The organism is Streptomyces olivaceus (genome assembly GCF_000721235.1).
GTDB classification, from domain to species: Bacteria; Actinomycetota; Actinomycetes; order Streptomycetales; family Streptomycetaceae; genus Streptomyces; species Streptomyces olivaceus.
Genome location: NZ_JOFH01000025.1, coordinates 1 through 23,423, shown reverse-complemented (window position 1 = coordinate 23,423; position 23,423 = coordinate 1). Strand labels below are relative to the sequence as shown.

The 23,423-nt window shown below is 72.2% G+C and carries 18 protein-coding genes, 2 tRNA genes and 1 pseudogene; 7 read left to right on the top strand and 14 right to left on the bottom strand.

What is annotated here, in order from left to right; translation table 11 throughout:
* Positions 1–152: 152 nt before the first annotated feature.
* Together IG94_RS0125905 and IG94_RS0125900 are read left to right on the top strand one after the other, a co-directional pair.
* Positions 153–1,400, top strand: coding sequence for a ferric reductase-like transmembrane domain-containing protein (locus IG94_RS0125905; protein ID WP_031041873.1), 1,248 nt, complete (start codon positions 153–155; stop codon positions 1,398–1,400).
* 34 nt (positions 1,401–1,434) lie between these two features.
* Positions 1,435–3,048, top strand: a complete 1,614-nt coding sequence (locus IG94_RS0125900) for an NADH-quinone oxidoreductase subunit NuoF family protein (RefSeq protein WP_031041869.1) — start codon at positions 1,435–1,437, stop codon at positions 3,046–3,048.
* 72 nt (positions 3,049–3,120) lie between these two features.
* On the opposite strand, the gene IG94_RS0125895 is transcribed toward IG94_RS0125900, so the two are convergent.
* From IG94_RS0125895 to IG94_RS41945, 9 genes are all read right to left on the bottom strand, one after another.
* Positions 3,121–3,193, bottom strand: a tRNA-Ala gene (locus IG94_RS0125895).
* Between the two features lie 174 nt (positions 3,194–3,367).
* Positions 3,368–3,601: a hypothetical protein gene (locus IG94_RS0125890; RefSeq protein WP_003976229.1), complete on the bottom strand. Its 234-nt coding sequence runs from the start codon at positions 3,599–3,601 to the stop codon at positions 3,368–3,370.
* Positions 3,602–3,979: 378 nt separating this feature from the next.
* A tRNA-Ala gene (locus tag IG94_RS0125880) sits at positions 3,980–4,052 on the bottom strand.
* A gap of 141 nt (positions 4,053–4,193) precedes the next feature.
* Positions 4,194–4,865: a histidine phosphatase family protein gene (locus tag IG94_RS0125875; protein WP_031041867.1), complete on the bottom strand. Its 672-nt coding sequence runs from the start codon at positions 4,863–4,865 to the stop codon at positions 4,194–4,196.
* A complete protein-coding gene (gene rsfS, locus IG94_RS0125870; protein WP_031041864.1) occupies positions 4,862–5,308 on the bottom strand; it encodes a ribosome silencing factor in 447 nt (148 codons plus the stop codon). The genes IG94_RS0125875 and rsfS overlap by 4 nt, the downstream gene beginning before the upstream one ends.
* 184 nt (positions 5,309–5,492) lie before the next feature.
* Positions 5,493–7,394 (bottom strand): LCP family protein, encoded by a 1,902-nt coding sequence (locus tag IG94_RS0125865; RefSeq protein ID WP_031041859.1) that lies wholly within the window; start codon positions 7,392–7,394, stop codon positions 5,493–5,495.
* A gap of 16 nt (positions 7,395–7,410) precedes the next feature.
* Positions 7,411–8,112 carry a nicotinate-nucleotide adenylyltransferase gene (gene nadD, locus IG94_RS0125860; protein WP_031041856.1) on the bottom strand — a complete coding sequence of 234 codons (702 nt, stop codon included), beginning with the start codon at positions 8,110–8,112 and terminating at the stop codon, positions 7,411–7,413.
* A 59-nt stretch (positions 8,113–8,171) separates the two neighbouring features.
* On the bottom strand, positions 8,172–8,339 hold the full coding sequence (locus IG94_RS41950) for a hypothetical protein (protein ID WP_031041853.1): 168 nt from the start codon (positions 8,337–8,339) through the stop codon (positions 8,172–8,174).
* 131 nt (positions 8,340–8,470) lie between these two features.
* Positions 8,471–8,632 carry a hypothetical protein gene (locus IG94_RS41945; RefSeq protein WP_031041850.1) on the bottom strand — a complete coding sequence of 54 codons (162 nt, stop codon included), beginning with the start codon at positions 8,630–8,632 and terminating at the stop codon, positions 8,471–8,473.
* Positions 8,633–8,821: 189 nt separating this feature from the next.
* On the opposite strand from IG94_RS41945, the gene IG94_RS0125845 reads away from it, so the two are divergent.
* Complete coding sequence (locus IG94_RS0125845) at positions 8,822–10,117, top strand: M48 family metallopeptidase (RefSeq protein ID WP_043484571.1); 1,296 nt, start codon at positions 8,822–8,824, stop codon at positions 10,115–10,117.
* A 55-nt stretch (positions 10,118–10,172) separates the two neighbouring features.
* Here IG94_RS0125845 and IG94_RS0125840 read toward each other — a convergent pair whose 3' ends face one another.
* The 5 genes from IG94_RS0125840 to proB all read right to left on the bottom strand — a co-directional run bounded on the left by IG94_RS0125840 (position 10,173) and on the right by proB (position 15,563).
* Positions 10,173–11,243, bottom strand: a complete 1,071-nt coding sequence (locus IG94_RS0125840) for an SCO2583 family membrane protein (RefSeq protein WP_031041843.1) — start codon at positions 11,241–11,243, stop codon at positions 10,173–10,175.
* Between the two features lie 86 nt (positions 11,244–11,329).
* Entirely contained in the window at positions 11,330–11,899 is a 570-nt protein-coding gene (locus IG94_RS0125835; protein WP_031041842.1) for an SCO2584 family spore wall biosynthesis protein, read from the bottom strand.
* Positions 11,900–12,018: 119 nt separating this feature from the next.
* Positions 12,019–13,305, bottom strand: coding sequence for a glutamate-5-semialdehyde dehydrogenase (locus IG94_RS0125830; RefSeq protein WP_031041840.1), 1,287 nt, complete (start codon positions 13,303–13,305; stop codon positions 12,019–12,021).
* A 472-nt stretch (positions 13,306–13,777) separates the two neighbouring features.
* Positions 13,778–14,326, bottom strand: coding sequence for a hypothetical protein (locus IG94_RS0125825; RefSeq protein ID WP_031041838.1), 549 nt, complete (start codon positions 14,324–14,326; stop codon positions 13,778–13,780).
* A 133-nt stretch (positions 14,327–14,459) separates the two neighbouring features.
* Positions 14,460–15,563: a glutamate 5-kinase gene (gene proB / locus IG94_RS0125820; RefSeq protein WP_031041836.1), complete on the bottom strand. Its 1,104-nt coding sequence runs from the start codon at positions 15,561–15,563 to the stop codon at positions 14,460–14,462.
* 492 nt (positions 15,564–16,055) lie between these two features.
* Here proB and IG94_RS0125815 point away from each other — a divergent pair, with 492 nt between their 5' ends.
* From IG94_RS0125815 to IG94_RS41940, 4 genes and pseudogenes are all read left to right on the top strand, one after another.
* Positions 16,056–18,194, top strand: coding sequence for a hypothetical protein (locus tag IG94_RS0125815; RefSeq protein ID WP_224326190.1), 2,139 nt, complete (start codon positions 16,056–16,058; stop codon positions 18,192–18,194).
* Positions 18,195–18,288: 94 nt separating this feature from the next.
* Entirely contained in the window at positions 18,289–20,520 is a 2,232-nt protein-coding gene (locus IG94_RS0125810; RefSeq protein WP_031041832.1) for a bifunctional glycosyltransferase/CDP-glycerol:glycerophosphate glycerophosphotransferase, read from the top strand.
* Positions 20,521–20,916: 396 nt separating this feature from the next.
* Positions 20,917–23,226, top strand: coding sequence for a bifunctional glycosyltransferase/CDP-glycerol:glycerophosphate glycerophosphotransferase (locus IG94_RS0125805; protein ID WP_052410853.1), 2,310 nt, complete (start codon positions 20,917–20,919; stop codon positions 23,224–23,226).
* Positions 23,227–23,308: 82 nt separating this feature from the next.
* Positions 23,309–23,423, top strand: a pseudogene (locus IG94_RS41940) (UTP--glucose-1-phosphate uridylyltransferase); the annotation flags it as partial.

The window sequence follows — 23,423 nt, the reverse complement described above, 5'->3', positions numbered from 1 at the left end:
TACCCACGGGTATGGCGCCACTTAGAGTGCGGCAGCGGGACCGCTTTCCCGAACCGCTCCGGAGTTGCCCCCATGAACCCTCCCCTGATCCACCCTCGGCGCACCAGTTCGCCGCCTCCCCGCGCGTCCCTGACGTGGGGAGGCCTGCCGTCATGACGGACGACAGCACGGTGGACGACACCTTCGCGGAGTTCCTCAACTTCGGCGCCGGCGTCCTCTCCCTGGTCTTCCTCAGCTGCTCGGTCATCTGGGGCCTGCTCGCCCAGGACCGGATCGTCCTCGACACCCGGCAGCGGATCCTGGCGCAGGCGGTGCACCGGACCACCGCGGTCGCCTCGGTCGTGTTCCTGCTGGTGCACATCGGCGTCAAGCTCGCCCTGGACCACACCACCTGGGTCGCCGCGGTGCTCCCCTTCGGGCTGCTCGCGACGGACGACGAGTCCTTCGGCGGCCGCGCCGTCCTGATCGGCTTCGGCACTCTGGCCAGCATGCTCATGATCTTCGTGGGCGTCACCGGCGCCCTGCGCAACAGGTTCGCGTCCCCGGCCCCCGTGGCGGCCCGCTGGCGTGCCATGCACATGCTTGCCTACCCGGCCTGGTGCCTGGCCCTGGTGCACGGGCTCTACGCGGGTCGCGCGGCGAAGCCGGTCTTCACGATCCTCTACGGCCTGTCCGTGCTCGGCGTCATGGCGGCCCTGGCGCTGCGGGCGGCGCCCCGCCCGGTCAAGCGCCGGGTCGCCGACCGGATCACCGGTCTCCTGGGGACCGGGGAGCGGCCGGTCCGCAGGGAGGCCGCGCAGAGCCGCGGCCGGGGCCGGGCGAAGGAAACGGGCGCCCTGCCGGGTTACGAGCGGACGGGCGGGTCGATACCGGCGCCGCGCCAGGCACCGCTGTACGAATCCGCCGAGCGCCTCACCACCCCCGAGCCCGCGAACGGCTTCGCCGCCGCGTACCGCGCGGTGTCCGGCCCCCCGGGGACGGGACACCCGCCGCTGACGGCCGAGGCCCCCGCGTCCCCGCCCCTGCCGTCCGACCTGGGCCCCACCCAGGCGATGCCCTTCGCGGACGGCGGCAACAGCACCTCGGGCAGCTGGCCCATCCCCTCGCCGCCGCCGGTCGGCGAGGCACCCCAGTCGGTCTACGACCCGCTCAACGACACCGGGCACACCATCCCGGTCTACGGCAGCACGGACGCCACGGGGCAGGCCTCCGGCTACGGTTCGAGTGATGTGTACGACACGCGTGAGACGAACGCGGTCTACGACACGTACTACCCGACTGACACGTACAACAGCGGTCCCACCCCTGAACCACCCCCCGGTGCGCCGTCGCCGTCCTACGACTTCGACGCACCGGGTTCCGGCGAACCCTGGAACACGCCTTCCGGAGGTTTCAAGTGAACGAGCGCCTTAAGTGAATGAGCGGAGGCTTTAAGTGAACGAGGCCCTGCCCGACGTACCCGAGGTCCGTGTGGTCGGGCTTCCCCAGCTCACGTCGGGCTTCGACCTTGTCGAGCGCCTGGACCTGCCGATGCACCTCAAGGTGCACGGCCCGCTCGAACCGCTGGGCGGCGAGCAGCTCGCGCAGCTCTCCGAACGCATCAACCTGAAGGGCCGCGGCGGCGCGGGCTTCCCCTTCCACAAGAAGCTGCGCTCGGTCGCCGAGGCGGCGATCAAGCGCGGCGTGCGGCCGGTCGTGGTCGTCAACGGCAGCGAGGACGAGCCGGCCTGCCGCAAGGACACGGTGCTGATCAACCGCGCCCCGCACCTGATCCTGGACGGCGCACTCCTGTGCGCCGAGGCCATGGGCGCCCGCACGCTCGTCATCGGGGTCACCCGCGAGTCCACGCAGCGCTCCATGGAGGCCGCCCTCGCCGAGCGCGGCCTGAGCAACGGGCGCCGCTCCGCCCTCCGCGCGCGCGTGCAGCGCAATCCGGTGCGCATGGTCACCGGCGCGGCGGCCTCGCTGATCCGCTCCATCGACGGCGGCCCGGCGATCCCGCCCGGCCGCAAGGTGAGCGCCTCCAGGAGCGGCGTCGGCGGCGCCCCGACGCTGCTGTCCAACGCCGAGACCTTCGCCCAGCTGGCGATCGCCGCCCGCATCGGCCCGGAGCGCTACGGCAACACCGGCCTGTACGACGAGCCGGGCACCGTGATGCTCACGGTCTCCGGCGCGGTGGCCCGCCCGATGGTCATCGAGGTCCCCACGGGCGTGCCGCTGCGCTACGTCCTGCAGCTCGCCGGTGCGCCGCCGAATCCGCAGGGCGTGCTGACGGGGGGTTACCACGGCAAGTGGATCGACGCGGCCACCGTCGACGAGGCGATCGTCTCCCGCAACTCCCTCCAGGCGGTGGGCGGTGCGCTCGGCGCGGGCGCGATCCTGCCGATCAGTCAGGACACCTGCCCGCTGGGCGAGTCGCTGCGGGTGGCGCAGTGGCTGGCGGAGGAGAGCGCGGGCCAGTGCGGCCCCTGCTACCTCGGCCTGCCGGCCGCCGCGCGGGGCCTGGAGGACATCCTGAACGGCGGTGGTCCGGCGGCCCTGGAGGCGGTCAAGCAGGTCGCGAAGAACGTGAAGCGGCGCGGCGCCTGCTCGCACCCGGACGGCTCGGCGATGTTCCTCGAGTCGACCGTCAAGGCGTTCACGGACGACCTGGCCGCCCATGTCCTCGGCAACGGCTGCGGACGGCCCGTGGAGGGCGTCCTGCCGCTCTTCGAGGGCGGCAAGGCCCCTACGGGCATCCCGGGCGGCGGAGGCGAGGAGAACGGTCCCAGCCGCCAGAAGATCTACGTCGACTGGACGCTGTGCCGGGGCCACGGGCTGTGCGCGGACATCCTCCCGGAGGTCTTCCAGCTCGGCGCGGACGGCTTCCCGACCGTCGCACAGGCCGACGTGCCGCGCTTCGCGGAGGCCAAGGCGGTGCGCGCGGTGCGGCGGTGCCCGGCCCTGGCCCTGCGTATCGAGGAGGACACCCGCGGCCAGGCCCCGTCCTCGCGCACCAACCTGCCGGTCCTGTCCCAGGGCCGGGGGCGCCGGGCTCTCGGCCGCTGAGGCCGGGGACGCCATCGGGCCGGAAGACGAGGAAACCCCCGGATCGAAGATCCGGGGGTTTCCGTGCTGCTGTGGAGCTAAGGAGAATTGAACTCCTGACCTCCTGCATGCCATGCAGGCGCTCTACCAACTGAGCTATAGCCCCTTGTTGTCCGCCGCCCGGTCTCCCCGGCGGCGACGCCAACATTACACGGTCGACCGGGCATCACACCAAATCGTTTCCGGTTTGCCCGTTCCGCCCCGTCGGGTCCCGTGGGGACGCCTTCGGAAGGCAGAGACGCAAGGCAGGAAGGCACGGCAGGGAAGCTAGGCAGGGAGGCTAGGCCGTCACGAACGAGTAGAACCGCTTGAGCGTGCAGTGCTCCTCCAGGAGCCGGCCGTAGATCGGCTCGCCCTCGAGTTCGCGGTAGGTCTCGATGGGGTCGCCTTTTATGATCAGAGCCCGCGCGCATTCCTCGCACCAGTACTGGTAGTCGGGGTTGACGGGCTCCATGTCGCGCACGATGGGCGTGCCGCTGCCGCACCAGTCGCACTTCCGCCTGTGTGCACCCATCGATCAGCTCCAGCTGTGGCCGCAGGCCGTGCACACGTACGAGATACCGCCATTGTCACCGAGGACCTGGGCCACGTGTCCGGAACCGCAGGAGGGGCACCCGAGGCGGGTGGCCGTGTCACGCGCCACCGCTGACCCGAGGAGGTGACCGACCTCCTCGAGGATGCTCGCAGGCATCGCCACTCCCTCCCGTCGGGCCGCGGTCCCCTTCCGGCCGTTTGATTCTGCCACGACCGGGCCAATACGGTCAGCGACGCATCAGTACCAGTCCGGACACGGAGTTCCACAGGGGTATACGCCTGTGGGACGCCTGTTGCTCAAGCGGGCACGTACGAAAAATCCCGCCCCCCGAAGGGGACGGGATTCGTCCGTGGGCTGTGGAGCTAAGGAGAATTGAACTCCTGACCTCCTGCATGCCATGCAGGCGCTCTACCAACTGAGCTATAGCCCCTGGTGCCACGCGACCGGAGCCGCATGGTCCTTCTCTTCGTCCGCTCCGCCCGGCGGGGCGAACAAGAAGAACTTTAGCCTGCGACCTGCCGGAAAGTGAAATCCGGGTCGCGCGCCCGCCGGCCGCGGCGGGGACTCCCGCTCAGACGTCGTCGCCGATCACCGGTTCCGGCAGCGTGCCGGCGTTGTGCTCGAGGAGCCGCCAGCCGCGGGCGCCCTCGCCGAGGACGGACCAGCAGCAGTTGGTGAGGCCGCCGAGGCTCTCCCAGCTGTGCGGTTCCAGGCCGAGCAGGCGACCGATGGTGGTGCGGATGGTGCCGCCGTGGCTGACCACGACGAGGGTGCCGTCCTCGGGGAGCTTCTCGGCGTGCCGGAGCACCACGGGGGCGGCGCGGTCGGCGACCTCGGTCTCCAGCTCGCCGCCGCCGCGGCGCACGGGCTCGCCGCGCTTCCACGCCGCGTACTCGTCGCCGTACCTGGCGATGATCTCGTCGTGGGTCAGCCCCTGCCAGACGCCCGCGTAGGTCTCCCTGAGGCCCTCCTCCAGGGTCACTTCGAGGCCGGTGAGCACGGACAGCTCGGCGGCCGTGTCCGCGGCGCGCGCGAGGTCGGAGGCGACGACGGCGTCGGGCCCCAGGTGCACGAGCAGCTGGGCGGCGCGGCGGGCCTGGGCGACGCCGGTTTCGGTCAGCTCGACGTCCGTGCTGCCCTGGAAGCGGCGCTCCACGTTCCACGAGGTCTGGCCGTGCCGCCACAGGATGACGCGCCGGCCGCGTCCGGACCGGCCCGCCGTCACCTCGCCGGTGGCGCTCATCGCCAGTCCCCGTCGGTTCCGGTCGCCTCCTCGGCGGACTGCTGCCTGGCGTGCTCCTCGGCCTTGCCGCGGGTCTCCTTGGCGTCGGCGGGCAGCTCCAGCTCGGGGCAGTCCTTCCACAGCCGCTCGAGGGCGTAGAAGACGCGCTCCTCGCTGTGCTGGACGTGGACGACGATGTCGACGTAGTCGAGCAGGACCCAGCGGGCCTCGCGGTCGCCCTCGCGGCGCACCGGCTTGGCGCCGAGTTCCTTGTTCAGCCGCTCCTCGACCTCGTCGACGATCGACTTGACCTGGCGGTCGTTGGGCGCGGAGGCGAGGAGGAAGGCGTCCGTGATCGACAGCACGTCGCTGACGTCGTAGGCGATGATGTCGTGCGCGAGCTTGTCGGCCGCCGCCTGGGCGGCCGTGTTGATGAGTTCGATGGAGCGGTCGGTCGCGGTCACTGCCTGGCTTTCGGGTCGGAGGTCGGTTGACCTCAAGGGTCTCACGACCGCCGACGAGGCCCCACGCGGTGAGCGCGGGGCCTTCCGGGACGCCGGTTCGTGGTCCTGTCCGGGACGCCGGTTCGTGGTCGTGTCCAGGACGCCGGTTCGTGGTCGTGTCCAGGACGCCGGTTCGTAGTCCTGTCTAGGACGCCGGTTTGTAGTCCTGGCCGAGCACCACCGAGACCCTGGCGTTCGCGGAGACCTTGCCCTGGGAGACGGAGTCGGCGGACAGGCCCAGGGTCTTGGCGACCTGGACGGCGTTCTCCTTGTCGGCGTCCTCCGCGTAGACGACCTCCGAGGCCGCCTCGGTGCCGGAGGCGGTGCCGCCCGACACAAAGGTGAAGCCGCCGTTGAGGAGGACGACGCGGGCCTTGCCGGTGCGGTCCTCGTCGCCGGTGGCGTTGCGGACGGAGACGCTGACGGCCGCGTCCTTGTCGGGACTCTTGGCGGTGCCGCCCAGGACGTCCTTGACGACGCTGTCACTGGCCTCGGCGCTGAGCGAGCCGCCGTCCTCGACGGGCAGCAGCGCGGTCTTGAAGTCGCCGCCCTTGGCGCGGTCGGAGAGCCCGGCGAGGAAGGAGCCGAGGTCCTTCTCGGTCAGCGGCGGGTCGAGGATCAGCCCGAGGGTCTGGACGGTGGTCGTCGCGGCCTGCGGGTCGGAGGACAGCTTGCGCAGCACCCCGTGCAGGACCTGCCCGAACCGCTGGAGCTGGGCGTTCGCGTTCTCGCCCTTGGCGCTGTAGGTGGCGTAGGCGACGGCCATCTTGCCGCTGAGGGTCTGGCCCTCGCCCTTGCGCACGAGGGGCGTGGAGCCCTTGTCCTTGGCCTCCGGGTCGGGCACGTCGGCGTCGGTGTCGATGTCGATGTTGCCGACCAGGTCGACGAGGATCTGGAGGTACGGCGTGTCCAGGCGCCAGGTGCCCTCGATGTCGGTGCCCAGGGCGGAGTCGAGCGAGCCGCGGGTGGCGTCGGGGCCCTGGTCGTCGACGGACTTGGCGAGCGTGGTGGTGCTGCCGTCGTCGCCGGTCAGGGCGAGCGCGTTGGGCACCAGCACGGTGGTGCCCTGCTTGGTGGTGGTGTTGTTCACGAGCAGCGCGGTGGAGGTGCCGCCGCCGTCCGTGTCGTGCAGGTGGACGGCGATCACGTCGCGCTTCTGGGCGCCCGCGGTCGTCGTGTCGCCCGTCTTGGCGTCGGAGGAGGACACGCCGGGCAGCTTCCCGGCGTACCAGAGGTAGCCGACACCGCCGACCGCGACCAGGGCCAGAGTGACGACCAGGGCGACGACGCGCGCGCGGGCGCGCCGCCGGGCCTCCTCACGGCGTTCGGTGCGGTTCTCCGTGAACGCCATCCAGTCGATGACGTCCTCGGAGTCGTCGGCCGGTTCCTCGACGAAGGCGAACTGCTCGGTGTGGTACTCGCGGCCGGCTTCGTCGGGGGCGGCCGCTTCCGGGTCGTCGCGCGGGCCGGCCTGCTGCGGGATGTGCGCGGTCTGCTCGGCCACGCGGGGCTGCGTGCCGCTGGTGGCGGCCTGCCCGTACGGGTCGTACCCGTAGCCCTGCCGCTGCCCGCCCGGGCCGCCGTGGTCGGTGACGGGCGGCTGCTGACCGGTGTCGTAACCGCCGGGGACAGGGGCCTGCTGACCGGTGTCGTAGTCCTGCACGGGCGGCTGGCGGCCCGTGTCGTAGCCACCGGGGACCGGGGGCTGCTGACCGGTGTCGTAGCCGCCCTGCTGCCCGTAGGGGTCGTACGGCTGCTGCTGGGGGATCTGGTGGCCGCCCGAGGCGTACGGGTCGTAGCCGTAGCCCTGCTGCTGCCCGTACTGCCCGCCGTGCTGCTGTCCGCCCTGCTGCTGTCCGTACGGATCCTGTCGCCCGTACTGGTCGTACTGGTCGTACCCCGGCTGCCCGCCGGGCCCGGCGGTGGACCCGCCCTGGCCGTGGCCCTGGCCCTGCGCCTGGCGGTAGACCGGCCGGCCGTACTCGTCGTAGCCGACCAGCTCGTACTGGTCGTCGCCGCCGTAGCCCGCGTCGTATCCGTCGTTCACCGGTGCCCCTCTCGGCTCACTCGCCGCGGTACAGCTGGCGTTTGTCGATGTAGCGCACGACTCCGTCCGGCACCAGGTACCAGACGGGATCCCCCTTGGCGACTCTCGCACGGCAGTCCGTGGAGGAGATGGCGAGGGCGGGAACCTCGACCAGCGAGACGCCGCCCTTGGGGAGTCCGGCGTCCGTGAGGGTGTGCCCCGGCCGGGTGACGCCGATGAAGTGGGCGAGGGAGAACAACTCCTCGCTGTCGCGCCAGGTGAGGATCTGGGCGAGGGCGTCGGCGCCGGTGATGAAGAACAGGTCGGCGTCCGGGTTGAGGGCGCGCAGGTCGCGCAGGGTGTCCGCGGTGTAGGTCGGTCCGCCGCGGTCGATGTCGATGCGGCTCACCGAGAACTGCGGGTTCTCGACGGTGGCGACGACCGTCATCAGGTAGCGGTCCTCGGCGGCGGAGACCGCGCGGTGGCTCTTCTGCCACGGCTGGCCCGTCGGCACGAACACCACCTCGTCGAGCTGGAACTGCGCGGCGACCTCGCTGGCCGCGACGAGGTGCCCGTGGTGGATCGGGTCGAAGGTGCCGCCCATGACGCCGAGCCGGCGCTTGCCCGACGACGGGCCGTTGCCCTGGCCTGCGGCGCGGGCGGGCACCGCGTTCTGCGTGCCGCGCGCCGGCGCGTGCGCCGTGTTGTGCGCCGGGCCGGTAGGCGTGTGCTCTCCCATGCGTGCAGACCCTACCGGCCCGCGCGGGGCGTCCCGGCCGCCCCCGCGGCCCCGGACGCTCAGCGGTCGCGGTTGAACCGGGTGGTGATCCACAGCAGGAGCATCAGGGCGACGAACGCGCCGATGCCGGTGACGTAGGGGCTCAGGCTCTGGTGGTTGCCACCGTGCTCCTCGCCGCCCTCGGCGGCGAGGGTGACGAACTGGGCGGCGCTGAGGGGAAGGCTCATCTTCGGCAGGACCTATCCGGTGTGGGCGGGACAAGACGTCCGCTCATCGTATGCGGGCACCGCGCGGGCGATCACGCCGACTCCGCCGCCGGGGCGGCGCGGCGGGGCCCGGAGGGAACCTTCGGGCCGCCTCAGTCGTCCTTCCGCCTGTACCCCCGCAGCAGGAACCAGGCGGTCAGCACGCAGCCCACCACCATGACGATCAGGACGATTCGGAGCAGATTCCCCGGCCCCTGCTGCTCGGCGGCGGTGGCGGCCCCGGCGAGCCAGTCGGCGTGGGGGACGTGCTGCATGGCGTGGACTCCTTCGACGTGCTGCCCGTCCACGGTATCCCCGCCTAGGCTGGGCCCGGCTCGGGGGGCGCAAAGGACCGCACAAGGGTTCGCAAAGACCGGACGCACGCGAGACGCGCGTACCGGCCGGGAACCCGACACAAGCAGGCCGGGAACAGGTACAGGCCACACACGCACCTGGGGGAAGACATGTCCGACGGCCACGAGCACGACGGGCACGAGCACGTGCCCAGCAGGCAGCGCAGGCGTTTCCCCGGGATCTCCTCACGGGCGTACGAGCATCCGGCCGACCGCAGCGCGCTGGTGGCGCTGCGCAAGCTGAGCGGCTTCGACACGGTCTTCAAGGCGCTGAGCGGGCTGCTGCCCGAGCGGAGCCTGAGGCTGCTGTTCCTGTCCGACTCGGTGCGGGTCTCGGACCGGCAGTTCGCCCATCTGAACGTGATGCTGCGCGACGCCTGCTACATCCTGGACCTGGAGAAGGTCCCGCCGATGTACGTCAACCAGGACCCGACGCCGAACGCGATGTGCATCGGCCTGGACGAGCCGATCATCGTCGTCACCACGGGTCTGGTCGAGCTGCTCGACGAGGAGGAGATGCGGGCGGTCGTCGGACACGAGGTCGGCCACGCGCTGTCCGGGCACTCGGTCTACCGGACCATCCTGCTCTTCCTGACCTCCCTCGCCGTCCGGGTCGCCTGGATCCCGCTGGGCAACGTGGCGATCATGGCGATCGTGACCGCGCTGCGCGAGTGGTTCCGCAAGTCGGAGCTGTCCGCCGACCGCGCGGGCCTGCTGGTCGGCCAGGACCTGCGGGCCTCCATGCGGGGCCTGATGAAGATCGCGGGCGGCAACCACCTGCACGAGATGAACGTGGACGCCTTCCTGGAGCAGGCCGAGGAGTACGAGGCGGGCGGCGACCTGCGCGACTCGGTGCTGAAGATCCTGAACGTGCTGCCGCGCACGCACCCGTTCACCACGGTGCGGGCGGCCGAGCTGAAGAAGTGGGCGGAGTCCCGGGACTTCCAGCGGGTGATGGACGGCCACTACCCGCGGCGCGACGAGGACAAGGACACCTCGGTGCGGGACTCCTTCCGGGAGTCGGCGGCGGGCTACGCCTCGCACGTGCGCAGCTCGAAGGACCCGCTGATGAAGCTGGTGACCGACATCGCGGGCGGCGCCGGCGACCTCGGCGACCGCGTGCGGCGGGGCTTCGGCAGCTTCACGTCCTCGCAGCCGCGGCCGCCCAAGGGCGACACGGGCGGAACCGGGGACGGAACCGGGGATGGAGCCGGGGACGGGCCGACGGAGGACCGGGGCGAGGCGTCCGGGAGGCCGTCGGACGGCCCGGAGGGGTCCGGCGGCCCGGAGGGGTCCGGCGGCCCGGAGGGGTCCGGCGGCCCGGAGGGGTCCGGCGGCCCGGAGGGGTCCGGCGGCGACGGCGGCTCCGGGGGCCCGGGCGGCCGTCCGCCGCGCGACGGCGCCTGACCGGGCCGACGCACTCCCCGCCGGGCCGGCCCACTCCCCGGGCCTCGGGGGCACCTCACACCTTCGGCTGGGCGCGCGACGCGAGGGTGCCGCACAGGGCCGTGGCGTTGTCCGAGGTGTACGGGTCGGTGCCGGCGGGGGTGCCGGCACCGGCGCTGCGGCCGGCGAGCAGGGGGCGGAGGTGGTTCGCCGAGTCCTCGGCGCAGGAGAGCGGCCCGGCCTGGACGTACGAGGCCACGAGCTGGGTCTGGTGCAGCCGCAGGTCGTCCCGGTCGTAGCGGAAGTGCAGCTCGCGCCGGACGGTGAACAGCGACACCTCGGCCCGCGCGTCGCCGGCCAGGCGCAGCGCGTACACCATGGTGTGGTCGGCGGTGACGTCCAGGGTGGAGGCGTCGCTCTCCACGACCCGCAGGCTGCCGTCGACCCGTATCTCGGGGTCGGCCAGCTCGGCGCCGGCGGGATCGAAGCGGACCAGCCATCCGGTGGGCGTGTGCCGCCCGTCGACGGCCGGGCTCTCGAAGCTCTCGTCGAACTGGGAGAGCTGGTCGGGGTCGAGGAGGACGCGCACCGAGCGGACCGCACCGCCGCCGAGCACCTCCGGGTCGAGCCCCGAGCGGACGATGTAGTTCTTCGCCGTGGTCAGCGCGTTGAGCACCTGGTCCTCGGAGAAGTGCGCCGTGCGCCGGGCCCCCGGCAGCGGGATGCCGTCGGCGGCGGAGCGGAACTGCGCGGCGGGGCTGTGCTCGAACAGGAACGCGGCGTTCCCGCCTCCCGGCACCCGGTCCCCGGGAGCGAGCGGGACGACGGTCATCCGTGCCGGGGCGGCGGTCCGCTGCCCGGCCGGGTCCTGGTAGGGGTGCCGTACGCCCATGTAGATGGCGGTGCCGAAGGCGACGGCGATCAGCACGACGAGGATCAGCGCCTGCCGGGACAGGCCGGCCCGGCGCAGCGTGGGGCGGCGGCGCACGGCCGGGGCGTGGTCGGTGATGCGTTCCTGGGCGGAGAACTCCTGGAGCCGGGCAGCGCGGACGAACGACTCGTCGAAGACGACGGGTCGGTATTCGTCCTCGCCGCCTCCGGGGCCGCCCTCGGGCGTTCCTCCGGGCGGCTCGCCAAGCCCTGCCATATCTTCAGGGTAGGTCGGCGGAAGGTCGCGTAAACGCGCCGGTGCAGGTCAAGTTGGGACAGCTTGTGGCCTGCCGGACGGGCAGGTCAGGGGCTGCGCGGGATCACCGGGACGGCCGGCTGGGAGTAGTCGGCGGAGGCCGAGGGGGTCACGGTGCCGCCCTGTTCCGGGCCGGTGGAGGCGGGGGGCGGCACCTGCTGGGGGCCACCTCCCGAGGACGCGCCCCGGTAGACGGCCACGAAGGCCAGCGCGACCATGCCGACGCCCATCACGAGGGCCAGCATCCAGGCGACCGGCCGGTGCCAGCGGACCTGCTTGCCGTACGCCGCCGGGGCGCCGTAGGGACGGTCGAGCGGGTCGCGGTCGTCGTCGGGGTCGTCGAGGTCGGGATCATGGCCGAAATCGCCGTATCCGTCGTCGTATCGCTCGGCTCTGCTGCGGCCTCGGCGGGCCGCTTCCGCCTCGGTGGCCTCGGCTCTGGCCTGCGCGGCGGCCAGAAGGCGTTCGACGGCGGTCGGCTCGTGCACCGCGGCCGCCTGTACGAAGGCCTCGTCGAAGACCACGGAGGCGAACTCTTCGTCCGACACCCCGCGGTCGTGGTCGTCGTCGGGCTCCCAGCCGTCAGGGAACGGCGTGCCCCCCACGTCCTCCGGCACGGATCCAGAGTAGACCTGGGGGGTCGTTTTGGGCAGACGGCGGGGAAATTGGTCCAGTGGGTGGGATGCCCCGGCCGGCGCGTCCGCCCGGTGCGGCTGCCGCCGGCCGCCGCGTGCCGTCAGCGCCGTACGTGCCCGTCGCCGGTGACGATGTACTTGGTGCTGGTCAGCTCCGGCAGCCCCATCGGGCCGCGGGCGTGCAGCTTCTGCGTGGAGATGCCGATCTCGGCGCCGAAGCCGAACTGACCGCCGTCGGTGAAGCGGGTGGAGGTGTTCACGGCGACGGTGGTGGAGTCGACCAACTGGGTGAAGCGCCGGGCGGCCTGCTGCGAGGTGGTGACGATGGCCTCGGTGTGGCCGGAGGTCCACAGCCGGATGTGCTCGACGGCCCGGTCCAGGGAGTCGACAACGGCGGCCGCGATGTCGTACGACAGGTACTCGGTCTCCCAGTCCTCGGGCGTCGCCTCGACGACGTTCGCGCCGGAGTCCTTGGCGTATGCCGTCACCCGCTCGTCGGCGTGCACGGTGACGCCGGCCTCGGCGAGGGCGGCCAGCGCGCGGGGGAGGAACTCGGCGGCGATGTCCTGGTGGACCAGGAGGGTCTCGGCGGCGTTGCAGACGCTGACGCGCTGGGCCTTGGAGTTGATCAGGATGTCGACGGCCATGTCCAGGTCGGCCTGCGCGTCGACGTAGACGTGGCAGTTGCCGGTGCCGGTCTCGATGACGGGGACGGTGGATTCCTGGACGACCGTGTTGATCAGCGAGGCGCCGCCGCGCGGGATGAGCACGTCCACCAGGCCGCGGGCCCGCATCAGCTCGCGCACGCTCTCGCGGCTCTCGCCGGGCACCAGTTGCACGGCGTCGGCGGGCAGCCCGGCCCCGCCCACGGCGTCGCGGACGACCCGCACGAGGGCGCTGTTGGACTGGTACGCGGAGGACGAACCCCGCAGCAGCACCGCGTTGCCCGACTTCAGGCAGAGCGCGGCGGCGTCGACCGTGACGTTGGGCCGGCCCTCGTAGATGATGCCGACGACGCCGAGCGGGACCCGCACCTGGCGCAGGTCGATCCCGTTGGGGAGGGTGTTGCCGCGCACGACCTGGCCGACCGGGTCGGGCAGGGCGACGACGTCGCGCACGTCGGAGGCGATGGCCCGGACCCGCTCCGGCGTGAGCGTGAGCCGGTCGATGATCGCCTCGCTGGTCCCGGCGGCGCGGGCCTTGGCCACGTCCTGGGCGTTGGCCTCGACGATCTCGCTCGTACGGACCTCCAGCGCGTCCGCGACGGCGAGCAGCGCGTCGTCCTTGGCGGCCCGCGGCAGCGGCGCGAGGTCGGCGGCGGCGGACTTGGCCCGGTAGGCGGCCCTGGTGACCGGGGACATCGAGTCGTACGGCGAGAGCGTGGTCATGGGGGAAGGGTAGTGCGCGGGGACCGGGCGTCCAGCCGTCGTCCCATCACCCGAGATGGCCTGGGAACGGGGCGAGAGCCGGGGCAAGAGGGGGGCCGAGACCCGGACCGGGAGAAGGGCGAGACCCGGGGCGGGAGAGGGGCGAGAGCCAGGCCGGGAGGGGCGCGAGAGCCGGGCCGGGAGAGGGACGAGAACCGGGGCCGGGAGGGGCCCGGGCGACAGCCCGAGAGAGGGGCGGAAACGGGCCGGGACAGGAGCCGCGGGACAGGCCGGGACAGGAGCCGTGAAACTGGCCGGGACGGAAGCCGCGGAACGGGCCGGGACGGCAGCCGCGAGACAGGCCGGGACGGCAGCCGCGGAACGGGCCGGGACGGCAGCCGCGGAACGGGCCGGGACGGCAGCCGCGGGACAGGCCGGGACGGCAGCCGCGGGACAGGCCGGGACGGCAGCCGCGGGACGGCCGGGACAGGGGTCAGAACGGGTGGACGCCCACGGGTGTCGCCGGTGCGGGCCCGTACCCCGCCGCGATGCGCTGGTGGTAGGTGGCCCGGTCGATGACCTCCAGGCCGACGATCTCCCAGGGCGGCAGGCCCGCGGTCTGCCGGTGCTCGCCCCACAGGCGCAGGGCGACGGCGGCCGCGTCGTGCAGGTCGCGGGCCTCCTCCCAGTACCGGATCTCGGCGTGGTCGTCGGCGTACCTGCTGGTCAGCAGGAAGGGGTGGTCGTGCGCGAGCTGTTCCAGGGCGCGGCGGACCTCGGTGAGCGGGGCACGGGCCCCGGAGACGCTGAGGGTGACGTGCCACAGGCGCGGGGTGTGGTCGGGCTCCTCGCCGCGGAAGCGGTCGCCGGCCGCGACGCTGGTCAGGGCCCGTTCGTCGCCGGGTGTGCGGGAGGTGCCGCGGGCGCCGCCGGGACGGGAGCCGGTACCGGCGCGCGAGCCCGTACCGCCGCGGGGAGTGGTGCCGCTCCGGGAGCCGGTGCCACCGCGGGACGCCGCCGGTCCAGGGCGCACTCCGCTCACGACGGCCTCCTTCGCACATGGCTCGGCCCGGTGGTCGGCCGGACTTGTCCCTGAGGAAAGTTGAGCAGGCCGCACGAGATCGCGGGGCGGTTTTGCGGAACGTCCACTACCGATTCGGGGACGTTTCGACCCATTACGGGTGCAGGATCACCAGATCGTCCCTGTGTACGACCTCGCGTTCGTACGCGGGTCCGAGTTCGCGCGCCAGTTCCCGGGTGGAGCGGCCGACCAGGCGGGGCATCTCCTTGGCGTCGAAGTTGACCAGCCCGCGGGCCACCGCCCGCCCGGTGCCGTCCCGCAGCTCGACCGGGTCGCCCGCGGCGAACTCGCCCTCGACGCCCGCGATCCCGGCCGGCAGCAGCGACTTGCGGCCCTCGACGACCGCGCGGACCGCGCCGTCGTCCAGCACCAGCGCGCCCCGCGGGGCGGAGGCGTGCTGCAGCCACAGCAGCCGGTCGGCGAAGCGCCTGCCGGTGGCGTGGAAGTACGTGCCGGTGTCGCCGCCGGCCAGGGCGTCGGCCGCGTGGACCGCGCTGGTCAGCACCACGGGGATGCCGGCGGCGGCGGCGATCCGGGCCGCCTCGACCTTGGTCACCATGCCGCCGGTGCCCACTCCGGCCTTGCCCGCGCTGCCGATGTCGATGCCCGCGAGGTCGCCCATGTCCCGCACCTCGGCCAGCCGCGAGGTGCCGGGCCGGCTGGGGTCGCCGTCGTACACACCGTCCACGTCGGACAGCAGCACCAGCAGGTCGGCGCGGACCAGGTGGGCGACGAGGGCGGCGAGGCGGTCGTTGTCGCCGAAGCGGATCTCGTCGGTGGCGACGGTGTCGTTCTCGTTGACGATCGGGAAGGCACCCATCGACAGCAGCTTGTCCAGGGTGCGGGAGGCGTTGCGGTGGTGGGCGCGGCGGCTCATGTCGTCGCTGGTCAGCAGCACCTGGCCGACCCGGACGCCGTAGCGGGCGAACGAGGCGGTGTACCGGGCGACCAGCAGTCCCTGGCCGACGCTGGCGGCGGCCTGCTGGCGGGCCAGGTCCCGGGGGCGGCGGGGCAGGCCCAGCGGAGCGAGGCCCGCGGCGATGGCGCCGGAGGAGACGAGGACGATCTCCTTGTCCGCGCCCCGCACCTTGGCCAGCCCGTCGACCAGCGCGTCGACCCGGTCGGCGTCCAGGCCGCCCGCCGCGGTCGTCAGCGATGAGGAACCGACCTTGACGACGATCCTGCGGGCCTCGCCCACGGCCTGCCTTGTCTCCGGCCCTGCCCCTGCCACGGCCTGCCCGCCTCTCCCGTCGACATGCGCCGAATCCTGCGCCCGCCGGGCAATCTACGGGAACCGGGACACGCGCCGCACCACAGTTCAGGCTGCGGACAGCGCGCACGCGCCGCGCCTTCACCGCTGGTCGCCGCCCGCCGGAGGCCGGATCGGAGGCGCCCGCACCGCCACCCCTCTCCCCATCCCCCCGCCCGCCGGAGGCCGGACCCGGGACGCCCGCACCGCCACTCCTCTCCCCGTCTCCCCGCCCGTCAAGGGCCGGGGTCAACACGCGCGTGTCGTCCGGCGGTCACCGCGCGTTAACCGGGTTGTCCGAAGCGTGACGAGTCTGGAGAGACCGCAGTGCCCCTGCCCCCGCCCCGTCGTCCTCTCCCCCGCCGGCCCCACCGCCCTCTCCTCCGCCGGCCCCGGCTCCCCCGGCCCGCGGGCCTCGCCCTGCCCCGTCGGCGGACCGCGGTGAAGCTGCTGGTCGTGGCCGCGCTGGCGTCCGCCTTCGCCACGCAGGCGCTGGGCGCGCTGCTGCCGCACGTACCGCTGCTGCTCGCCGCGACCACCGCCTCGCTCGCCGCCGAGGCGGTGCTGCACCGGTGGGGAGGGGGCATGGTGTCGCTGTTCGCCAAGTCGCACGCCGACGTCACGGTCCGGCACGTGCTGCGGGACCTGCTGCTCGTGGTGGGCCTGCTGCGCCTGGGCGAGCAGCACCGGGAGGGCGCGTACGCCCCGCTCGTCGCCGGGCTGCTCGTCCTGTACGCGCTGCACTGGGCGATCCAGGCGGTCTCCGTCCTGGTCCGGCGCACCCGGACGCTGCCCGTGGTGACCCGGAACATCGACGCGTCGGCGCTGCGCCTGACCCCGGCGCCCCCGGCGCTGCTGCGCCGCCCCGGACACCGGCTGGCGGTCTTCGGGCTGCCGTCGACGGCGGGACTGCTCGCCACGGTGGCCACCGACGCGCCCGGGTGGGGCGCGGCGGGCCTCGCGGTGTCGCTGGCCGTGGCCGCGACCGGCCTGGGCGCGCTGTCGCTGCGGCTGCTGCCGGGGCGCAGGCCCGCGGGCGAGCAGGAGGTGCTCGACTGGTTCGAGGCGTGGCTGGCTCGGTACCGGCCGACGGTCGGCCTGTACTTCTCGGGCGGCGCGTCCTCCGCCTACCAGGCGAACATGTGGCTGGAGCCGCTGGCGGGGCTGGCGGAGCGGCCGGTGATCGTGCTGCGGGAACGGTTCATGGTGGAGCGGATCGCGGCGACGGACATCCCGGTGGTGTGCCTGCCGAAGGTGGCCACGCTGATGCGTCTGGAGCACTCCACGCTCCGCGTCCTCCTGCACCCCTCCAACTCCGGGAAGACCTCGCAGGTGCTGCGCATCCCCACGATCAAGCACGCCTTCGTCAACCACGGGGAGAGCGACAAGCTGTCCTCCTGCAACCCGTACGCGAAGGCGTACGACGAGGTCTGGGTGGCGGGACCGGCGGCGCGGGAGCGGTACGCGGCGGCGGAGGTCGGTGTCGAGGACAAGGACGTGGTGGAGATCGGCCGCCCGCAGCTGGACGGCGTACGGCCGTGCGCGGGACCGCCGGCGCCCGGCGCGTACCTCACGGTCCTGTACGCGCCGACCTGGGAGGGCTGGGACGGCAACCCCGGCAACACGTCGGTGGTCGAGGCCGGCGAGAACCTCGTGCGGGCGCTGCTCGCCGATCCGGGCGTCCGGCTGCTGTACAAGCCTCACCCGCTGACCGGGTCGGTGGACCCCCGGGCCGGGGCCGCCGACCTGCGGGTCCGGGAGCTGGTGCGGGCGGCGAACCGGGCGCGGGGCGGGGTGCGGCCGGAGGCGTCGGCGTCGCCCCGGCCGGCCCGTCGGGCGGCGGAGCTGGAACGGCTCACCGCGGCCGGCTTCCGTCCGGCGGCCGACCAGGCGGAGCGGATGCTGCTGCGGCCTGCTCCGGAGCCGGGCCGGGCCGGGGCGGTGGCGCGGGCGACGGCGGCCTGGGAGGAGGCGTACTGGGCCTCGCTGCCGGAGGGTGAGCACCAGGTCGTCACGGGCGCCCGGCCGCCGCTCTACTCCTGCTTCAACCGGTCCGACCTGCTGATCAGTGACGTCTCCAGTGTGATCAGCGACTTCCTGGCGAGCGGCAAGCCGTACGCCGTCGCCAACACCAGCGGGCTGGCGGAGGACGTGTTCCGCAAGTCGTTCCCCACCGTGGCGGCGGCCACCGTGCTGACACCGGACGCGGCCGGGGTGCCGGCGCTGCTCGACGCGGTCCGGCACCCGGAACGGGACGAGTGGGCCGGGGCACGCGCCGCGCTGTCCCTGCGGCTGCTGGGTCCGGCCGACCCGCCGCCGCTGGAGCGCTTCGCCGGTGCCGTGCGGGACCTGTGCGCGGTGGCCGGGGAGCACCGGGCGCGCATGGAGCGGCGCCTGGCCGCGGAACCCGCGGTGCCGGGACCGCGCCGGCAGCCGTCCGGCTCCCCCGCCGACGCCCCGCCCACCGCCCCGTCTCCTGCGGTGACCGGTACTTATACCGGCCCTCGGCAGATTGTGTGTGACATTCAACCGGCCTGTGAATCTTCGCCAGTGAATTCGGACAATACGGGGCCAAGTTAGTGTGGAGAACAGCGCTGCCGCCCGTCGGCCACAGAGTGTCCGGCTACGGTACGAACGGACACATGGTCAGCCTTCTTGGAACAGGTTGTAAAGGATGCCCACTTTCTCCCTCGTCATCCCCGTGTACAAGGTGCAGGGCTACCTGCCCGAGTGCCTGGACTCGGTCCTGGGGCAGGACTGCACGGACTTCGAGATCATCGCGGTCGACGACTGCTCGCCGGACGGATCCGGTGCTCTCCTTGACGAGTACGCGGAACGCGACCCGCGCATTCATGTGATTCACCTCATGGAAAACGTGGGTCTCGGACGCGCGCGGAACGCCGGGCTGGAAAAGGCGCGGGGCGAGTACGTGCTGTTCCTGGACAGCGACGACACGCTGGCCGACGGGGCACTGAGCGCGATGGCCGACCGCATCGGGGCCACCGGCCGTCCCGACATCCTGGTCTACGACTACGCGCGTACCTACTGGGACGGGAATATGCGGCGCAATCAGCGCGCCGACCTGCTCCGGTACGAGGGATCGGACGTCTTCTCGCTCGCCGAGCACCCGGAATTGCTCGACCTGCTGCAGATAGTCTGGAACAAGGCCTACCGGCGCGACTTCGTCACCCGGGCCGACCTCGTCTTCCCTCCGGGCTACTACGAGGACGCCCCCTGGACGTTCTGCTCCATGATCACCGCCGAGCGGATCGCCCTGCTGGACCGCGTCTGCCTGTACTACCGGCAGCGCCGCGAGGGCGGCAACATCCTCAAGACGGTCAGCCGCAAGCACTTCGACGTCTTCGACCAGTACGAGCGCGTCTTCGACTACCTCGACACGCACGAGGGACTGGACCAGTGGCGCGGCCCGCTCTTCCGCAAGATGGTCGACCACTACCTGACCATTCTGGAGCGTGCGGGCCGCCTGCCGCAGAACGCGCGGGCGGAGTTCTTCCACCGCGCCTCGTCGGACTACCGCGCGAAGCTACCGAAGGGCTTCGTGCGTCCCCCGGGCAACGACGGCCGCAAGTACGCGCTGCTGGAGCGCGGCGCGTTCACCGCGTTCATGGGCGCCACGCGTGCGGCGAAGCTGCGCGACGGCGTCAGGAGGCGTGCCCGCTCGGCGGTGAACCAGTCCAAGCGCCGCGCCATGGGCCTCATCTACCGGTCGCAGCTGCGCGCGCCGCTGGACGAGAACCTGGCCGTGTTCTCCGCCTACTGGAACCGCAGCGTCACCTGCAACCCCGCCGCCATCGACGCCGAACTCGCCCGCCGGGCCCCGCACATCCGCCGCGTGTGGGCCGTCCGGCCGGACGCGGTGGACGAGGTGCCGGCCGGCGTGGACTTCGTCCGCGTGGGCTCGCGGGAGTACTGGACGGCGGTGGCCCGCGCCAAGTACCTGGTCAACAACGTGAACTTCGCCGACTCGGTGGTGAAGCGCGAGGGCCAGGTCCACGTGCAGACGCACCACGGCACCCCGCTCAAGACCATGGGCCTGGACCAGCGCAGGTACCCGGCCTCCACGAACATGAGTTTCGGCAAGCTGCTCAAGCGCTGCGACCGCTGGGACTACAGCATCACCTCGAACCGGCACACCAGCGTGGTGTGGGAGCGTGCCTACCCCTGCTCCTACGAGACACTGGAGTCCGGTTACCCGCGCAACGACGCCCTCGTCAACGCGGGTGCGGAGGACGTCCGCCGGGCGCGTGCGGCGCTCGGCCTGGCCGACGGCACCAAGGCGTTCCTGTACATGCCGACCCACCGCGAGTACCAGCCGGCCTTCGTGCCGTCCCTGGACCTCGCCCGGTTCGCCGAGGAACTCGGACCGGACGTGGCCCTGCTGGTGCGCGGCCACTACTTCTACGGCAACTCGCCGCACGTCGACGAGCTCCGCCGTACCGGCCGCGTCATCGACGTCACCGCCCATCCCCGGGTGGAGGAGCTGTACCTCGCCGCGGACGCCCTGATCACGGACTACTCCTCGGCGATGTTCGACTACGCCGTCCTTGACCGTCCGATCATCAGCTACGTGCCCGACTGGGAGACCTACTCCGTGGTCCGCGGCACCTACTTCGACCTGCTGAAGGAGCCGCCCGGCGCGGTGGCGACGACGCAGGAGGAGCTGCTCGCGCTGCTCGCCTCGGGCGCGTACGACAGCCCGGAGGCGGCCGGGCACCGGGACGTCTTCCGCCGGCGTTTCTGCGAGTTCGACGACGGGCACGCGGCGGAACGCGTCGTGCGGCGGGTCTTCCTGGGCGAGGAGCAGCCGCTGCCCTTCGTCCCGTTCGACGAACGCCGTGCGGTGCCGACCCCGGCCGGGGCGATCGAGGACGACGCGCGCGCCTGACCCCGTCGCGGCGGCCCGCTACGGGACCCGGAAGTGCCTCCCGCCCCGGGGCGGGGGGCACTTCGCATGTGCGAGCCGGCCCCCGGTCCGGTCACCGACCGGCGGCGGCCGGACCACCCCCGACCATTTCTCGGGCAAAAGGTTGCCCTGCCGAGCGAAACGTCACAATCGGCCTCGCGGGCGGCCTCCGTGCAGGCACCACCGACACGCGCTGGTCTGCGCGTTCGGCGGGCGTTATCGAATCGTGCCCGCGTAACACTTCGCGCGACCGAACGGTCGAACACCGGGCGTACAGTACTCTGATCCAAACGTTAACCTGCACTCCTTGTGCCTTTCGCGCCCCGTTCCGGTCACCGCCACGGGACGCGGTTGATCGACAGTCCAGGAGCCCCCAGCATGCCCGTTGCGGATGGAAACGCTTCGCCGAGGATCAGCGTGGTCGTACCCGTATACAAGGTCCAGGGGTACCTTCGCGCATGCTTGGACTCCATCCTGTCGCAGTCCTACGGCGACTTCGAGGTCGTCGCCGTCGACGACTTCTCGCCCGATGCCTGCGGTCGCATTCTCGACGAGTACGCCGCTGCGGACAGCCGCGTCATACCCGTGCATTTCACGGAGAACAAGGGAATAGGAAAGGCGCGGGACGCCGGCGCGCTCCGGGCCCGCGGCACGTACATCCTGTTCCTGGACAGCGACGACACGCTCGCCGAGGGCGCACTGCAGGCCATCGCGGACCGCCTCGGCGAGACCGGCGACCCGGACATCCTGCTTCTCAATCACGTCCGCACTTTCTGGAACGACCGCGTCCAGGAAAGCGCCGCCGGTGAAATGCTGGCCGCCGCGGGAACGGACGTATTCACCGCGCTGGAACGCCCGGACTACCTGACGATGTTCGCCGTGGTGTGGAACCGCGTATACCGCCGTGAATTCTACGTCGACGACCACCGTTTCACTTTCACCGACGGAATCTACGAAGACGCCCTCATGGTCTACAAGACCATGCTGACCGCGGAACGCATTGCCGCCACCGACCACATATGCGTCGAGTACCGCCAGCGCCGCCAGGGCAACTCCATGCGCACGCCGGGGCGCAAGCACTTCGGAATCTTCCAGCAGTACACGCGGCTCTTCGAGTTCCTCGACGAGCGTCCCCAGCTCGAACCGGTGCGGGCACTGCTCTTCGAGCGCATGGCCAGCCACTTCCTGTTCACTCTCGCCCGCGAGGACCGCATCGTCCCCAAGGACCGGGCGGAGTTCTTCAAGCTGTCGGCGGCGCAGTACAAGCGCTACAAGCCGCGCGGCTTCGTCCTTCCCGAGGGCAACCAGGGCACCCGGTTCCAGATACTGGAGCGCGGTTCCTACACCGCCTATTCGGCGATGACCTTCGCCACCCACACCCGCCGCCAGGTCGTGCAGCGCGCGACGAAGGCGAAGACGAAGCTCGGGAAGACCGCGTACAACCGGCTCTACCGGCTGCACCTGCGCCGACCGGTCGACGAGAAGCTCGCGGTGTACGCCGCCTACTGGAACCGCGGCGTCGCCTGCAACCCCGCGGCCGTCTACCACAAGGCGAAGGAACTCGCCCCGGACGTCCACGGCGTCTGGATCGTCCGGCGCACCGAGGTGGACTCCGTCCCCGAGGGCGTGGACTACGTGGTGGCGAACTCCCCCCGCTACTGGGAGGTCATGGCCCGCGCCAAGTACCTGGTCAACAACGTCAACTTCCCGAACGACATCGTCAAGCGCCCGGAGCAGGTGTTCCTGCAGACCCACCACGGCACGCCGCTGAAGCAGATGGGCATCGACCAGCAGAAGTTCCCGGCCGCCGCGAAGGGCATGAGCTTCGGCAAGATGCTGGAGCGGGCCGACAAGTGGGACCTGAGCGTGACGTCCAACCAGCACTCCACGGAGATCTGGGAGCGGGTCTACCCCTGCGCGTTCGAAGCGGTCGAGTGCGGCTACCCGCGCAACGACGTGTACTTCCGGTCGACCGCCGAGGACGTGGCCCGCATCCGCGGCGAACTCGGCATCGAGGAGGGCAAGACGGCCCTCCTCTACTGCCCGACGGTCCGCGACTACCAGAAGGGCTACGTGCCCCGGATCGACCTGGAGCGGTTCTGCCGCGAACTCGGCCCGAACTACGTCGTCCTGGTGCGCACCCACTACTTCTACGGCGCCGACCCGAACCTCGCGGCGCTGCAGGAGCGCGGCCTGATCAAGGACGTGTCGCGGTACCCGGTGGTGGAGGACCTCTGCCTGGCCGCCGACGCCCTGATCACCGACTACTCGTCGATCATGTTCGACTACGCCTGCCTCGACCGGCCGATCGTCAGCTACGCGGACGACTGGGAGGTCTACAGCCGGGCCCGCGGCGTGTACTTCGACATCCTTTCCGGGAAGCCGGGCGAGACCCCCGGGGCGACCGCGACCAGCGAGGACGAGCTGATCGAGGTCTTCCGTTCCGGCGACTGGAACAGCACCCGGGCAACCGCGCTGCGGGCCGCGTTCCGCGAGCGGTTCGTACAGTACGACGACGGTCACGCGGCGGAGCGCGCGGTACGCCGCCTGTTCCTCGGTGAGCGGCCGAGCCCCGAGGTGCTGCCCCTGGACGAGCGCACTCCGGCGCCCGCCCCGACTCCGTTCAGCACGGCCCGTATCGTGCGGCAGCGGACGGGCGAGAACGAGACCGGCCTCGTCGGCGCCTGACCCGGCCCGCCCCGGTGCGCACGCCGCGCCGGGGCGGTGAACACCCTCCACGCATCGAACGACGAAGGACATCGGGCAACACATGGTCTCCCGCCTCCGCAAGGCTGTCATTCCCGCGGCCGGGCTCGGTACCCGGTTCCTGCCGGCGACCAAGGCCACTCCGAAGGAGATGCTGCCGGTCGTCGACAAGCCGGCGA